Here is a 13,964-nt window from a genome sequence, read left to right as displayed (position 1 = left end):
GTGGGGGACCCGTCGGGCGCGCACCGGGGACGGGCCTGCGCGGGGAGGGATGTCATGGCGGAGATGGTGCTCCTGTCGGACACGGCGGTCGTGGAGACGCCGGTGGCCGAGTGCGACGAGTGCCTGGTCGATCTGCGCGGCGTCGGCGCGCTGCGGATCGATCCACGCCTGGCCGACGGCGACGGTGCCTTCGCCCACGTGCGCCTGAGCGTGGTGGACCGGCTGGTCACCGCCCAGACGCTGCTGCCCGCGGGGATGCGGCTGCTGATCGTCGAGTGCTACCGCCCGCTCACGCTGCAGCAGGAGTACTTCGAATCGCACAAGCAGCGGCTGCGCGGCATCCAGCCCGGCCACGACGAGGCCTGGTACCACCGCCGGGCCAGCCGGTACATCTCCCCGCCCGAGGTCGCCCCGCACGTCGCGGGCGCCGCGGTGGACCTGACGCTGTGCACCACCGACGGCAGCGAGCTGTGGATGGGCACCCAGGTCAACGACACCGACAGCGAGGCCTGCCACACCGACTCGGAGAACGTCTCCGCCGAGGCCGCCCGCAACCGGCGCTACCTGTGCGACGCGCTGACCTCGGTCGGCATGGTGAACTACCCGACCGAGTGGTGGCACTGGTCCTACGGCGACCGGTACTGGGCGCACGTCACCGGCGCGCCGACGGCCCGCTACGGCCCGGTGAAGTCGCTGCCCGTCCCGACCGGAGCCGTGCCGGCCTGATCCGGTTCGACCTGGCCGGTGTCCAGCTGGCCCGGGGCCACCGCGGCCGGGCGCATGCGCGGCCCCCGCACCGTGCGCACCGGACGTGGTTCGGCCTGCTCCGAGCTGCCCGCCTCGGCTCCGCTGTCCTCGCCGGCCGACTGGTCGCCCGGCCACGCGCCCAGCGGGGCCATGGCCGGGCGCTCACCGACCAACTCACCGAGGCGGGCCACCCGGCGCCGCCCGGCGATCCGCAGCACCGGCCCCCGGCCCAGCTCGGCCATGCAGGCCAGGGCGGTGAAGGCGCGCAGGGCCGGGGCCGCGCAGTGCTCGTCGTTGCCGCCCAGCCGCAGCACCGCGCCGTCGCCCTCCGGATCGACCGAGCCCGCTGCCGCGAACCACAGCCGCAGCCGTGCGCCGTCCAGCGCGAACCCGGCGGGCGGGCGCTTGCCGGAACCCCGCAGCCACGCCTCGGCCAGCGGCGCCAGCATCCCGGTGTAGGCGGTGCGCACCCCGAAGTGGCCGTCGATCGCGGCCGGCTCCCAGCTGGTCTCCAGCCCGCGCGCGGTGAACTCGGCCGCCAGCGCGTGCACCCGCCAGGCCGCGTCGACCACCACCGACACCCGGGCCGTGCCGCCCATCCGGGTCACCTGGCCCGGCCCGATGAGCAGACCCGCGAGGTCGTACGCCGAGGGGCGGGCAGACTCGGCGGAGAACATGGCGAGCTGGCGGTTCAGAGACACTCCGGCACCTCGCCGAAAGCCTGTTGCAGCTCGGTGGAGCGCAGCTCGCTGGTGTCCAGCGCGCTGGCGTCGTACTCCTGCTGCAGGGTCGTCATGACCGTGCTGACACTCGTGTAGAAGGCGGCGGCGTCGTCGGTGGACAGCCCGCGCAGCGCCTCGCCGGCGCGGCCGTAGGCGTCACGCACCTTCGCCAGTGACGCGGTCACCCCGTCGGCGATGGCGTCCCCGCCGTCCACCTCGGGCACCCCGGCGTCGGCGATGCGGCCGCGGGCCTTCTCGCTGGCGTCCCTGGCCCCCTCCAGCATGCGGACCAGGTTCTCCTTGGCCTGCTGGGGCGTGGTCGAGGTGGGCGTCTGCTGCTGCGCCCGCGTCGTCAACGTGGCGATCTCCTCCCGCCACGGGTTGAGCGCCCCGCACACCGAAGCAGCCCACACCCTCGGCGGTGGCCCGTCGGCCACGCACCCACCCGACACCGCCACCACCACAACCAGCAGCGGCAAGAAACCAGCGCGGGGCCTACGCATGATGTGCAGCCTAGCGCCGCCTACCGCAGCCGCGGCGATCTTGCGTGGATCTAGCTCGCGACACGGGCAAACGGGGCAGCACAGCGGCCGTTCGCGCAAGGTCGCCGCCGCGTGGCGGGTCGCGGGCCGGGCAAAAGGGAGCGGCGCCCTCCCCGGGTGGGGAGGGCGCCGCGGCGGTGCAATGCGTCAGGCGTTGACCTTCTCGCGCTGCGTGGGCGCAGCGTCAGCTTTTCCCTGGTCGTCGCCGCCGACGGTGATCGGCTTCCGCTTGCTGATGACCACGGCCACCACGATGACCGCGGTCGCGCCGAGGGCGATCAGGTTGCGCGCGGTCGCGTTCTCGGTGCTGCCGTACCAGAGCGCCACCACGGCGGGGGCGATCAGCAGCGACACCAGGTTCATGACCTTGAGCAGCGGGTTGATGGCCGGACCGGCGGTGTCCTTGAACGGGTCGCCGACCGTGTCACCGATGATGGTCGCCTCGTGCGACGACGAGCCCTTGCCGCCGTGCGCACCGTCCTCGACCATCTTCTTCGCGTTGTCCCAGGCACCACCGGAGTTGGCCAGGAACACCGCCATCAGGGTGCCCGCGCCGATGGCGCCGGCCAGGTACGCCGCCAGCGCGCCCGCGCCGAGGCCGAAGCCGACGGCGATCGGGGCGAGGACCGCGAGCAGGCCCGGGGTCATCAGCTCACGCTGGGCGTCGCGGGTGCAGATGTCGACGACCTTGCCGTACTCGGGCCGCTGCGTGCCGTCCATGATGCCCGGCAGCTCGCGGAACTGGCGGCGCACCTCGTGCACCACCGCGCCGGCCGAACGCGACACCGCGTTGATGGCCAGACCCGAGAACAGGAAGACGACCGACACACCGATCAGCAGGCCGACCAGGTTGGCCGGGTTCGCCACGTTGAGCATCGAGTTGACGAAGCCCTCCGCGGTCTCGCCCGCCTCGGCCAGCGAGACGCCCAGGGTGTCGGTGTACGACCCGAACAGCGCGGTCGCGGCCAGCACGGCCGTCGCGATCGCGATGCCCTTGGTGATCGCCTTGGTGGTGTTGCCGACCGCGTCGAGCTCGGTCAGGGTGCGCGCACCCTGCTCGTCGATGTCGCCGGACATCTCCGCGATGCCCTGCGCGTTGTCCGAGATCGGGCCGAAGGTGTCCATGGCCACGATGACGCCGACGGTGGTCAGCAGGCCGCAGCCGGCCAGCGCGATGGCGAACAGCGACACGACCAGCGTGCCGCCGCCCAGCAGGAACGCGCCGTACACCGCGCCGCCGATGAGCAGCGCCGAGTAGACGGCCGACTCCAGGCCGACGCTGATGCCCGCGAGCACCACGGTGGCCGGGCCGGTCTCCGACGACTTGCCGATGTCCTGCACCGGGCGGCGCCCGGTCTCGGTGAAGTAGCCGGTCAGCGCCTGGATGGCGGCGGCCAGCACGATACCGATGACGACCGCGCCGATGGCCACGATCTGCGGGTTGCCGCTGATCTCGGGCTTGCCGAGCTCGGCGAAGGTCTTCGGGAGGTAGTACAGCGAGGCGCCGGCCACGACGACCGCGGACAGCGCGGCCGAGATGTAGAAGGCACGGTTGATCGCCTGCAGGCCGTTCTTGTCGGACTTGCGCAGGCGGGTCAGGAACACGCCGACGATCGCGATCAGCACGCCGATGGTGGAGACGATCAGCGGGAAGATCAGGCCTTCCTCGCCGAACGCGGCCCGGCCCAGGATCAGGGCCGCGACCAGGGTCACCGCGTACGACTCGAACAGGTCGGCGGCCATGCCGGCGCAGTCGCCGACGTTGTCGCCCACGTTGTCGGCGATGGTCGCCGCGTTGCGCGGGTCGTCCTCGGGGATGCCCTGCTCGACCTTGCCGACCAGGTCCGCGCCGACGTCGGCGGCCTTGGTGAAGATGCCGCCGCCGACCCGCATGAACATCGCGAGCAGCGCGGCGCCGAAGCCGAAGCCCTCCAGCACGGTCGCGGCGTCGGCGCGGTAGATGAAGACCACCAGCGCCGCGCCGAACAGGCCCAGGCCGACGGTCATGAAGCCGACCACACCACCGGTGCGGAAGGCGATCGCCATGGCGGCCTCGCGGCCACCCTCGGCCTCACGGGCCGCCGCGGCCACGCGCAGGTTGGCGCGGGTCGCCATGGCCATGCCGGCCCCGCCGATGAAGGCGCTGAACAGCGCGCCCACCACGAAGAACGCGGAACGGCCGATCTTCAGCGCGGTGTCGTTGTCACCGTCGCCGTGGACCGGCAGCAGGAAGAGCAGGATGACCGCGAGCACCACGAAGATGCCGAGCGTCTTGAACTGGCGGAACAGGTATGCCGAGGCGCCCTCTTGGACGGCCCCCGCAATCTCCTGCATCTTTTCGGTGCCCTTACCGGTTGCAAGCACGGACTTGACCAGCACGGCGGCAAAACCCAGCGCCACCAGTGCGACCACAGCCGCGACGACCACGTACGAAACGTTTTCGCCGGTAAGGGTCAGCTCGCCGCCAGGAGCGGCGAGAGTGGACCCGGACATCTTTGTCCTCCCAAAGATCACGATCTACTTGTGAGGCAGCCGCGCCGTCGGCCACGAGTGACGTCGGTTACGGCCTGGAAACAACCCGTGAACTGTAAACCGGACACGTGGCCGGGGTCACACCCGCCACCTGCCGTGTCGCGGTGATCTTCGTTGCTGCGCCGTCGCCGGGTTGTGCGGTACGCTCAGCGACTCTATGCCCGCAGTCGGGTTAATCAGCGCCCAAGACGCGAGGCGCGCCGGACCGGCCAGACCATCTGCACCTCGGTGCCCGGGCCGCCCTCCAGCGGGCGGACCTGCAGATCCTTCACGATCGCCTGCAACAGGCTGGCGCTCACGTCGACGGTGAGCTGCTCCTCGTCGGTGATCTGCTCCTCGTCGCCGGCGTGGTCCCACACCTGCACGACATACCGGTCGCCGTCGGTGAACGCGACCGCGACCACGTCGCGCAGACCCACCCGCTGGTGCCGGGCGACCGCCCGCGCGCACGCCTCGCCGATCGCCAGGCGCACCTCGTCCAGCTGGTCGTCGGGCACCCCGGCACGGCGGGCGACGGCCACGCCGACGAGCCGCGCCGTTCGCACGTGCGCGGGTTCAGGGGTGAATTCGAGCCGGACGGTCGCCATGTCCGCGCTGGTCAACTCGCGGTGGCCGCGTCGACGGACGGGTACAGCGGTAGCACCTGGTCCAGCGCGGTGATGCGGAAGATCTTCAGCAGCGACTCCCGCGAACACACCACACCGAAGGTGGCGCCCGCGGCGCGTGCCCGGCGCAGCCCGCCGACCAGCACACCGAGGCCGGTCGAGTCCATGAAGTCGACCCGGGCGAGATCGACCACCACCGCGGTCACCCCGCCGTCCAGCAGCTCGGTGATGCGTTCACGCAGCTTCGGAGCGGTGTAGACGTCCACCTCGCCGCCGACTTCGAGCACGGTGTGCGCGGCGACGACACGCGTTGCCAGCGACAGCTCCATCGGCACCTCCTCTACGACGTCCGGTCACTGCCCGGAATCTCTCCGTGCGGCCGATCCCCATGCATCTAACCACTGGTCTGGTTTCCGGGCTACGCGCCCTTTGCCCTTAACGCGCACTCACGCGGACCGCGGACGACGACCGGACGGCGTGCGGTTTCGGGCAAGATACCGCCCCGACCGGCGCCTCGGCGGGCCATTCGGAGAAACCGCAGGTGGCTTCCTCATGCCGAGGTCACCGCCCGGTGCACCCGCGGGCGGGCGCCGGCGGCTGGCCGCGGCGTGTCCCGCGGTGGCAGAGTGCTGGGGTGGACCTGCTGCCGTACTGGCTCAAACGTGACCAGGTCACGCACGTCGAGCTGCTGCCCGCGCGGGCCGGGCGCGCCGCCGCGTGGCCCGACTGGGTCCCCGCCGAGCTGCTCGGGGCGCTGCACGCGGGCGGCATCACCGCCCCGTGGGAGCACCAGGTCGAGGCCGCCGAGCTGGCCTGGGGCGGCACGGACGTGGTCGTCTCCACCGGCACCGGCTCCGGCAAGTCGCTGGCCTACCAGCTGCCCGCGCTGTCCGCGGTGCTCACCCGCCCCCGGGCCCGGGTCCTCTACCTCGCGCCGACCAAGGCGCTCGCCGCCGACCAGCACCGCGCGCTGACCGGCCTGAACCTGCCCGGCCTGCGCGCCGCGGTCTGCGACGGCGACACCCCGCGCGAGGAGCGCGACTGGATCCGCCAGCACGCCAACGTCATCCTCACCAACCCCGACCTGCTGCACCACAGCCTCCTGCCGGGCCATCAGCGCTGGTCCGGTGTGCTGCGCAACCTGCGCTACGTGATCGTCGACGAGAGCCACAGCTACCGCGGCGTGTTCGGGGCCCACGTCGCCCACATCCTGCGCCGCCTGCGCCGCCTCACCGAACGGCCCGGCAGCGGGCCGGTGTTCCTGCTGGCGTCGGCGACCTCCGGCGACCCGGCGGGCAGCGCCGGCAGGCTCATCGGCCGGCCCGTGCGGGCCGTCACCGAGGACGCCGCACCGCGCGGCTCGATGACCTTCGCCCTGTGGGAGCCGCCGGAGCTGCCCGGCGCGGACGGCAACGGCGACGCCGCCCCCGTCCGCCGCTCCGCGCTGCGCGAGACCGCCGACCTGCTCGCCGACGCGGTCGTGCAGGGCGTACGCACCCTCGCCTTCGTGCCCTCCCGCCGCGGTGCCGAGGTGGTGGCCGGGCACGCGCGCGCCGCGCTGGAGGAGGCGCAGCCCGGCCTCGGCCGCCAAGTCGCCGCCTACCGGGCCGGCTACCTGCGCGAGGAACGGCGCACCCTGGAACAGCAGCTCACCGACGGCACCCTGACCGGCCTGGCCACGACCAACGCCCTGGAGCTGGGCATCGACGTCACCGGCCTGGACGCGGTGCTGCTGGCCGGCTACCCCGGCACCCGTGCCGCGGTCTGGCAGCGGGCGGGCCGCGCGGGCCGGGCCGGGCGCGACGGGCTGTGCGTGCTCGTCGCCCGTGACGACCCGCTCGACACCTACCTGGTGCACCACCCCCAGGCGCTGTTCGGCAAAGCCGTCGAGGCCACCGTGTTCGACCCCGCCAACCCGTACGTGCTCGCCCCACACCTGTGCACCGCCGCCGCCGAGCAGCCGCTCACCGAGGCCGACCTGCCACTGTTCGGCGCGGACCTCGCCCTGCTCGACGAACTCGTCGCCGCGGGCGCCCTGCGCCGCCGCCCCACCGGCTGGTACTGGACCCACCCGCAGCGCCCCGAGATCGACCTGCGCGGCACCGGCGGCCCACCCATCGCCGTCATCGAGGCCGCCACCGGACGCCTCATCGGCACCGCCGACGCCGGGGCCGCCCACCACCACCTGCACCCGGGCGCCGTCTACACCCACCAGGGCCGCACCTACGTGGTCCAGTCGCTGGACCTCGCCGACGGGGTGGCGCTGGTCGAAGCCGACAACCCGCCAGACTCCACGCACGCCCGCGACACCATCGACCTCACCGTGCTGGAGGTCCGCTCCCGGGTGGACGCCGGGCCGGTCCGGCTGTTCCTCGGCGAGGTCGAGGTGACCAGCCAGGTCGTGTCGTTCCAGCGCCGCCGCATGGACAGCGGCGAGGTGCTCGGCACCTGGCCCCTCGACCTGCCCACCCGCACCCTGCGCACGGTCGCGGTCTGGGCCACCATCGAGGAGTCCGCCGTCGCCGGGATCGAGGACCTGCCCGGCTCCCTGCACGCCGCCGAGCACGCCGCGATCGGGCTGCTGCCGCTGGTCGCGAGCTGCGACCGGTGGGACATCGGCGGCCTGTCCACCGCCCGGCACGCCGACACCGACGCGCCGACCATCTTCGTGTACGACGGCCACCCCGGCGGTGCCGGTTTCGCCGAACGCGCCTACGGCATGGCGGCCGAGTGGCTCGGCGCCACCCGCACCGCGGTCGCCGAATGCGCCTGCGAACGCGGCTGCCCCAGCTGCGTCCAGTCCCCCAAGTGCGGCAACGGCAACAACCCCCTGGACAAACCCGGCGCGGTGACCGTCCTCGACATCATCCTCACCCACCTCCCACCCCCGGCTCTCGCTCCCGCGGCATGATCGCTGTTTCGTGTCAGAAGCTGCGGTCCGGCCAGAGGTATCGACACGAGATAGCGATCATGCCGCAGAGCGACAGGCCAGGATCTTGACGCGGGAGTGACGGGCATGGGGGTCAAGGGTGGCGGGCGGTCAGGTGGTGGCGGACTGTTTCGATCTGGTGGAGGACTTCGGGGAGGTCTTCCGTGAGGTCGCGCCAGGTGAAGCGGAGCACCGTCCAACCGGCGCGGACCAGGCGGTTCTGCCGCGTCCGGTCCCGTTGGAAGCGGTCATCGGCGCTGTGCCAGGCGCGGCCGTCCACTTCCACGGCCAGCCGGATCTCCGCGAACCCGAAGTCCACCTCCCCGATCAGCCCCATCTCGTCGTACACCGCCAGGTTCGCCCGCCAGCCGCTGATCCGCCGCCTCCACAGTCCCTGCACCAGCAACCGCTCCGCCACCGACCGTGCCCCGTACGCATGCCGTGACACTGCCCGGACCAACGTCCGCGCACCGTGCCGTCCGACCATCGCCTGAACCTGCGCGACGAAACCCTCGAAGGTGATCAGCCTGCGCTGCAGCGCCCGGTCCAGCACCAGATCGGCCTGATCCGGGCTCAACTCGCGGACACAGTCGACGACGGTGCGCACCGGCGTGGTCAGCAGCACCCCGTCGATCAGATTCAGGTCCTCGGGATTCAACCGCTCCCGGCGGACCACAACACCCGCGAGCCGCACCTGCCGACCCGGTGGCACCGTGAGCCTGGTCCGCGCCTCCGGCACGTCCAAGCCATACCGCCGCGCTGCGGACGGCCCGCTCAGCACGGCGTCAGGCACCACCAGCAGCGGTGCCCGATCCCGCAGCAGCGGCGTGACCGTCCGCCCGGCGCGGGCCAGCACCGGGCCGAGCACCACCTGCCAGTCCCCGCGGCGCAGCCGACGCCGGATCCGGTGGTCGGAGAACCCGCACCCCCGCGCCTCACTCCTGGTGAAGATCCCTCCGCGGGTCGCCGCCAGCGCGTCGAGTCGGAGGTGATCGTCGTTTCCGGTCATGATCTGTGGTCACACCTCACTTCCTGACACCAGACAGCGATCTCCGCCCGAGCCGGGCCCACCGGCCACTCCGGACCGGTCACGGCGACTCCCGGATCGGGCCGGCGACGGCGGTGGCTTCGGCGGCGCCGGCGGCGGTCACGACCTGGACGGAGAGGGTGAGGTCGAGGCCGTCGAGGCGGCAGGCGGCGACGGTCGCGGCGTTGGCGGCGGCGATCACCGCGGCCCGGCCGCAGGCGGCAGCCACCCCGTCGATCGCGTAGGCCGCTCCCGCGAGCGCGCCCAGGTCGGCGGCGGTCTGCGCCTGCTCGCGGGCGATCAACTGCGCGCCGTCGGCGGCCACCACGGTGCCCGCGGCCACGAAGACCAGTCCGACGCCGAGCGCGTACAGCGAGCTCACGGCGCACCCGGTTCCCGGGCGGCGGTCGCGGAGCAGGTCAGCTCGGTCACCCGGATCGAGCGCCGCACCGTCGCGGTGACGGTGTCCCCGGTGACGTTCACGCTGGCCCCGCCCGATGCGCCACCACCACGGGCGGCGGTGAGCGCGGCATCGCGGGCGGCGGCGACGCACCCCAGCTTCACGGTCACCGCGGCGACCGCGCCGATGCCGGTGACCAGCAGCAGCACCACGGCGGGTAGCGCGACCGCCAGCTCGGCGGTCGCGCTACCCCGATCCCTTCGGCTCACCCGAGGGCCCGTTGGATCACACCGGCCAGCGCCGCCTGCACGCTGTCGCTGGTCAGCACCTTGAGCAGCAGTCCCGCGAACGCGACCGCCGCCAGCGTGCCGACCGCGTACTCGGCGGTGTTCATGCCTGCGTCCGGCGCCCCGGCCGGACGCACCGCCGCAGCGGTCTCCGTGCGGGCCATGCGGTGGCCCGGCTCCGCGTCGACCGGGTCCACGACTTCGGCGAGGATCGCGGCGGCGTCGGCGTCGACGTCGCGCAGCAGGGCCGGCGCGGGGACCGGCGGGCGGATGGCGGTGCGCGCCGCGGCGGCCGCGAGTGGGCCCTCCGCTCGCAGGGACCTCTGTCGGGGCATGACGATCTCCTTTCAGGGTTGGTCAGAGCACCTCGCCGAGCACGGCGAGGACCACCGGCACCAGGCCGGCGAGCACGAAGGCGGGCAGGAAGCACAGCCCGAGCGGGAGGACGATCAGGACACCGGCGCGCTGCGCACCGGCCTGGCGGCGTACGGCGGTGTCGGCGCGCAGGTCGTCGGCGCACCGGTGCAGCGCTCCGGCCAGCGCGGAACCGTTCGCGGAGCTGCGTTCCACCGCCGCCACCAGACGGCCCGCGGGTGGCAGGTCGGCCAGGTGCGACCAGGCTTCGGCGGCAGTCGCGCCCAGGCGCAGCGAACGCCCGATCCGCTGCAGCCGGCTGCCCAGTGGCCCGGCCAGCGCCGCGGCCACACTCAGCACGGCGTGGTCGAGCGGGGCTCCGGCCCGCAGCGCGGTGCCGATCAGGTCGACGGCCCACGCCAGGTCGGCGAGCGCCTGCTCCCGTTCGAGGCGAACCGCCGCGGGTTCCATCCGGCGCAGCACCCGCACGGTCGCCGCCGCGACGGCCACGCCCAGCAGGGCACCGGTCACCGACGGCAGCAGCACCCCCACCGCACCGCCCGCGGCCACGCCGAACAGCCATGGCGTACGCCCGCTCGGCCGCGGCGCGGTCCGGCGCAGCGGCAACCGGCGCAACCGCCGCCGGGCCGCGAACCGCCCGCCGACCCGGTCCGCGCCGGAACGGGCACCCGGCCGCTGCAACCGCCGGGTCCACGCGAGCCCCGCCGCCTGGAGCACGGCGGCTCCGCAGGCACAGGCCACTCCGGTCGGCGTGTGCAGCAGGATCCGCAGCGCGTCGACGCCGATCAGGTGGCCGAGTCCGATGCCACCGACCGGCAGCGCAGCGAGCAGCACCGCGGTCAGTTGCGCGCCGGCCGCCTGCGCGTGTGCCGCCGCGTCGGCCCGGTCCGCGACGCGGCACTGCGCCTCCAACCGTTCCAGCAGGTCGGCCAGGGGTGCCCCGGTGCTCGCGACGAGCCGCTGCGCCGCGTGCACCGACCGATCCAGCTCGTCGTCGGGCAGCAGCAGCACCGTGCCCACGCCACCGGCGCGCAGTTCGGCGGCGCAGGCGGCAAGCAGGTCGAGGGCCCGTTCCCGGTGCCCCCGGTCGTGTCGCGCGGTGCGCTGCTCACGCCACATCCGCAGGCCGAGCAGGGTGTATCCGGCCGCGATCAGCCCGCCCACCGGGGAGTCGAGCAGCAGCCACGCACCTCCGCCGGTGACCACCGCAACGACCCGGGTGAGACGCGGCGACCAGGCGTCGACGGTCGGCGGGCCGGGTCGGCGCCGGCCGGCCGCGCGCCCGCCGGGGCGCGACGCTGCGCTCGGCCCAGCCCCACCGGGCCGTCCACCGGTGGCTCGCACGAGACGACGCCGGGCGGCGGACGCGAGCGCCGCGCCCACGATGCCGCGCAGGCCGGTGGCGCCGGCGGCCGTCCTCATCGCGCCTCCAGCCAGGTCGGCGGGGTGACGTCGCGGGCGCGCAACAGGGCCACGAGCTCGTGTGCCGCGGGCCGCACACCGCCGTCCCGCCGCCACACCGGGCGCGTTGCCACCAGGTGTTCAGGCCCCTCCGCGGTGAGCAGGCAGACCTCGTCGAGCACCCGGCCCGACGGCGTACGCCGCAGGTGCAGCAGCACCCGGATCGCCGCGGCGACCTGCGCGTGCAGCGCGGGACGGGGCAGCCCGCCGAGCAGGCCGAGCGCCTCCAGCCGCGCCGGCACGTCCGCCGGGGCGTTGGCGTGCAACGTTCCGGCGCTGCCCTCGTGCCCGGTGTTGAGCGCCGCCAGCAGATCCACCACTTCCGCGCCGCGGCACTCGCCCACCACCAGGCGGTCCGGGCGCATCCGCAGCGCCTGCCGGACCAGCTCGGAGAGCCCGACCACACCCGCGCCCTCCACATTGGAGGTACGGGCCTGCAGCGCCACCACGTGCGGGTGCGCGGGACGCAGCTCGGCCGAGTCCTCCACCAGCACGATGCGTTCCCGGCCCGGCACCGCGGCGAGCATCGCGCCGAGCAGGGTGGTCTTGCCCGATCCGGTGCCGCCGGAGACGAGGAAGGTCAGCCGGGCCGCGACGATCGCCGACAGCAGTGCGACGACCTCCGGCGTGGCGAGCTCGGCCAGCGCCATCGGCCGCTGCCGGAACGTGCGCAGCGACAGGTACGGCCCCGCTGTCGCCACCGGTGGCAGCACCGCGTGCAGGCGGGTGCCGTCGGCCAGCCGCGCGTCCACGAACGGCTGACCGTCGTCGAGCCGCCGGCCGCACGCGCCAGCGAGGCGTTGCGCCAGCCGCCGCACCGCCTCCGCCGACGGCATCGTGAACGGTTCCCGGACCAGCCCGGATCCCCGGTCGGTCCACACCTGCACCCCGTTGACCAGGACGTCGGTAACCTCGGGCAGGGCCAGCAGCGAGCCCAGCGGCCCGGCCCCCACCAGCTCCCCAGGCACGCTCACGCCTTCTCCTCGCCGCGCTCGTCGGCGGCATGAGGGCACCTCGTCATCCGGTTCGCCTCGCTCATGCCATGACCTCGCTGACGAGGCGGCCACACAGGGTGGCCAGCGGGCCGCGGGGCGCGCTGCCGGGCGCTCGGCCGCGTTCGAGTGCGGCGGCCAGGCGCGGCTCCGGGGCGAGTGTTCCGGCCAGTGGCAGGCCCAGCGCACGGGCCAGCTCCTCGGGGCTCAGCCGGCCCGGCGCCGGGCCGCGGACCACCAGGGACAGTTCCCGCCGGTACGCCGAGACGACGTCGACCACCCGTGCGGCCGCCGCAGCCGCACGCAGCTCGGCAGGCACCACGAGCAGCACCCGGTCGGCCGCCTGCAGCACCACGGCTGCCGCGTCGTCGAGGCGGCGGGGCAGGTCGACGACGACGAGATCGCGGCCGCGGCGTCCGGCGTCGAGGGCGGCGGCCATCGCGTCGGGCGGCAGCTCCGGTGAGCTCGGGCTTTCCTCGTCGGGCACGTCGCGAGCACAGGACAGCACCACCAGGTCGCCGCGGCTCGGCAGCGCGTCGACGAACGCCGCCGGGTCGACGGGGCCGCTGGCCCGGGCGAGTTGCGGCCAGCGCAGCCCGCGCAGCTCCTCCCAGCCGAGCAGCAGGTCCGCGCCACCGCCGAGCGGGTCCGCGTCGACGAGCAGGGTGCGCAGCCGGGTCCGGCAGGCGGTGACGGCGAGGCCTGCGGCGAGCACGCTGGCACCGGCTCCGCCGCGGCCGCCGAGCACCGCCAGCACCCGCCCGGTTCCCCGGACCGGCGCGCGACCGATCCCGGCGAGGCGTTCGACCAGCCAGGACTCGGCTGCGGGCAGCAGCGCGACGTGCTCGGCCCCGAGTGGTTGGGCGTATTCCCAGGGCCGTGTGTCAGCGCTGTCGCGGCAGACCACGACGACGCCTGCCCGGTGCGGCAGTCTGGCCCGCAGGCAGCCGGGCACCAGGTCGCCGCCGATCAGCACGAGCGGCGCGGCCCCGTAGCGGGAGCGTGCCGCGGGCAGGTCGTGGGCGACCTCGACCTCGGCGCCCGCGGCGGATCCCAGGCGCAGCATGTCGTCGAGCAGGTCGGCGTCGGCGGTCACCAGCAGGACTCGGACGGACGCGGGTGGGGCGGCGGGCGAGCGGCTCATGCCGGGCACTGTGCGCCGCGACCGGGCCGATCCGACAGCGCCTGCGAGCCGCGCCTGTGGATGGACAGGCGCTTGTGGACAGTGCGCCGATCACCGCATGGATCTGCTATGGCAACAAGCCGCTGCCCGTTGGGAAGGGCACCTTCCTCTACGGAAACCGATCAGAAGGTGCCCTTCCTTCGCTCTGGGCGGGTGCGCTCA

Annotated in this window: 14 protein-coding genes; 2 read left to right on the top strand and 12 right to left on the bottom strand. The window is 74.1% G+C overall.

Annotation, left to right across the window (positions count from 1 at the left end; genetic code table 11):
* Positions 1 to 54 precede the first annotated feature (54 nt).
* On the top strand, positions 55 to 726 hold the full coding sequence (locus tag HAV39_RS16670) for a M15 family metallopeptidase (RefSeq protein ID WP_120317885.1): 672 nt from the start codon (positions 55 to 57) through the stop codon (positions 724 to 726).
* On the opposite strand, the gene HAV39_RS16665 is transcribed toward HAV39_RS16670, so the two are convergent.
* The 5 genes from HAV39_RS16665 to HAV39_RS16645 all read right to left on the bottom strand — a co-directional run bounded on the left by HAV39_RS16665 (position 675) and on the right by HAV39_RS16645 (position 5,477).
* Positions 675 to 1,448, bottom strand: a complete 774-nt coding sequence (locus tag HAV39_RS16665; RefSeq protein ID WP_239120660.1) for a hypothetical protein — start codon at positions 1,446 to 1,448, stop codon at positions 675 to 677. The genes HAV39_RS16670 and HAV39_RS16665 overlap by 52 nt on opposite strands.
* On the bottom strand, positions 1,439 to 1,972 hold the full coding sequence (locus tag HAV39_RS16660) for a hypothetical protein (protein ID WP_191840130.1): 534 nt from the start codon (positions 1,970 to 1,972) through the stop codon (positions 1,439 to 1,441). The genes HAV39_RS16665 and HAV39_RS16660 overlap by 10 nt, the downstream gene beginning before the upstream one ends.
* A 186-nt stretch (positions 1,973 to 2,158) precedes the next feature.
* The gene (locus HAV39_RS16655; RefSeq protein WP_120317883.1) at positions 2,159 to 4,504 is read right to left on the bottom strand and encodes a sodium-translocating pyrophosphatase; all 2,346 of its coding nucleotides are present in this window, start codon (positions 4,502 to 4,504) and stop codon (positions 2,159 to 2,161) included.
* A gap of 215 nt (positions 4,505 to 4,719) precedes the next feature.
* Positions 4,720 to 5,130: an ATP-binding protein gene (locus HAV39_RS16650; RefSeq protein ID WP_191840129.1), complete on the bottom strand. Its 411-nt coding sequence runs from the start codon at positions 5,128 to 5,130 to the stop codon at positions 4,720 to 4,722.
* A gap of 11 nt (positions 5,131 to 5,141) precedes the next feature.
* On the bottom strand, positions 5,142 to 5,477 hold the full coding sequence (locus tag HAV39_RS16645) for an STAS domain-containing protein (protein ID WP_120317881.1): 336 nt from the start codon (positions 5,475 to 5,477) through the stop codon (positions 5,142 to 5,144).
* Positions 5,478 to 5,689: 212 nt separating this feature from the next.
* Between HAV39_RS16645 and HAV39_RS16640 the strand changes: the two genes are divergently transcribed.
* Positions 5,690 to 8,059, top strand: a complete 2,370-nt coding sequence (locus HAV39_RS16640) for a DEAD/DEAH box helicase (RefSeq protein WP_203736315.1) — start codon at positions 5,690 to 5,692, stop codon at positions 8,057 to 8,059.
* 112 nt (positions 8,060 to 8,171) lie between these two features.
* Here HAV39_RS16640 and HAV39_RS16635 read toward each other — a convergent pair whose 3' ends face one another.
* The 7 genes from HAV39_RS16635 to ssd all read right to left on the bottom strand — a co-directional run bounded on the left by HAV39_RS16635 (position 8,172) and on the right by ssd (position 13,763).
* The gene (locus tag HAV39_RS16635; RefSeq protein ID WP_191840127.1) at positions 8,172 to 9,086 is read right to left on the bottom strand and encodes an endonuclease domain-containing protein; all 915 of its coding nucleotides are present in this window, start codon (positions 9,084 to 9,086) and stop codon (positions 8,172 to 8,174) included.
* A gap of 79 nt (positions 9,087 to 9,165) precedes the next feature.
* Positions 9,166 to 9,486, bottom strand: a complete 321-nt coding sequence (locus HAV39_RS16630; protein WP_191840126.1) for an Rv3654c family TadE-like protein — start codon at positions 9,484 to 9,486, stop codon at positions 9,166 to 9,168.
* Positions 9,483 to 9,773: a hypothetical protein gene (locus tag HAV39_RS16625; RefSeq protein ID WP_191840125.1), complete on the bottom strand. Its 291-nt coding sequence runs from the start codon at positions 9,771 to 9,773 to the stop codon at positions 9,483 to 9,485. Before HAV39_RS16625 ends, HAV39_RS16630 begins: the two co-directional genes overlap by 4 nt.
* The gene (locus HAV39_RS16620) at positions 9,770 to 9,898 is read right to left on the bottom strand and encodes a DUF4244 domain-containing protein (protein ID WP_120321631.1); all 129 of its coding nucleotides are present in this window, start codon (positions 9,896 to 9,898) and stop codon (positions 9,770 to 9,772) included. Before HAV39_RS16620 ends, HAV39_RS16625 begins: the two co-directional genes overlap by 4 nt.
* Positions 9,899 to 10,148: 250 nt before the next feature.
* On the bottom strand, positions 10,149 to 10,847 hold the full coding sequence (locus HAV39_RS42690; protein ID WP_239120665.1) for a type II secretion system F family protein: 699 nt from the start codon (positions 10,845 to 10,847) through the stop codon (positions 10,149 to 10,151).
* A gap of 737 nt (positions 10,848 to 11,584) precedes the next feature.
* The gene (locus HAV39_RS16610; RefSeq protein WP_191840124.1) at positions 11,585 to 12,694 is read right to left on the bottom strand and encodes a TadA family conjugal transfer-associated ATPase; all 1,110 of its coding nucleotides are present in this window, start codon (positions 12,692 to 12,694) and stop codon (positions 11,585 to 11,587) included.
* Positions 12,663 to 13,763, bottom strand: a complete 1,101-nt coding sequence (gene ssd, locus HAV39_RS16605; protein ID WP_373311792.1) for a septum site-determining protein Ssd — start codon at positions 13,761 to 13,763, stop codon at positions 12,663 to 12,665. Before ssd ends, HAV39_RS16610 begins: the two co-directional genes overlap by 32 nt.
* Positions 13,764 to 13,964 lie beyond the last annotated feature (201 nt).

The organism is Catellatospora chokoriensis (assembly GCF_011297315.1).
GTDB classification, from domain to species: Bacteria; Actinomycetota; Actinomycetes; order Mycobacteriales; family Micromonosporaceae; genus Catellatospora; species Catellatospora citrea.
The sequence above is the reverse complement of the archived record's forward strand: the minus strand, read 5'-3'. Positions and strand labels throughout refer to the sequence as shown.

Coding starts and splice junctions, on each gene's coding strand:
- HAV39_RS16660 (WP_191840130.1), bottom strand. CDS start 1,972: ATGCGTAGGCCCCGCGCTGGTTTCTTGCCGCTGCTGGTTGTGGTGGTG.
- HAV39_RS16645 (WP_120317881.1), bottom strand. CDS start 5,477: ATGGAGCTGTCGCTGGCAACGCGTGTCGTCGCCGCGCACACCGTGCTC.
- HAV39_RS16655 (WP_120317883.1), bottom strand. CDS start 4,504: ATGTCCGGGTCCACTCTCGCCGCTCCTGGCGGCGAGCTGACCCTTACC.
- HAV39_RS16670 (WP_120317885.1), top strand. CDS start 55: ATGGCGGAGATGGTGCTCCTGTCGGACACGGCGGTCGTGGAGACGCCG.
- HAV39_RS16635 (WP_191840127.1), bottom strand. CDS start 9,086: ATGACCGGAAACGACGATCACCTCCGACTCGACGCGCTGGCGGCGACC.
- HAV39_RS16620 (WP_120321631.1), bottom strand. CDS start 9,898: ATGAACACCGCCGAGTACGCGGTCGGCACGCTGGCGGCGGTCGCGTTC.
- ssd (WP_373311792.1), bottom strand. CDS start 13,763: ATGAGCCGCTCGCCCGCCGCCCCACCCGCGTCCGTCCGAGTCCTGCTG.
- HAV39_RS16650 (WP_191840129.1), bottom strand. CDS start 5,130: ATGGCGACCGTCCGGCTCGAATTCACCCCTGAACCCGCGCACGTGCGA.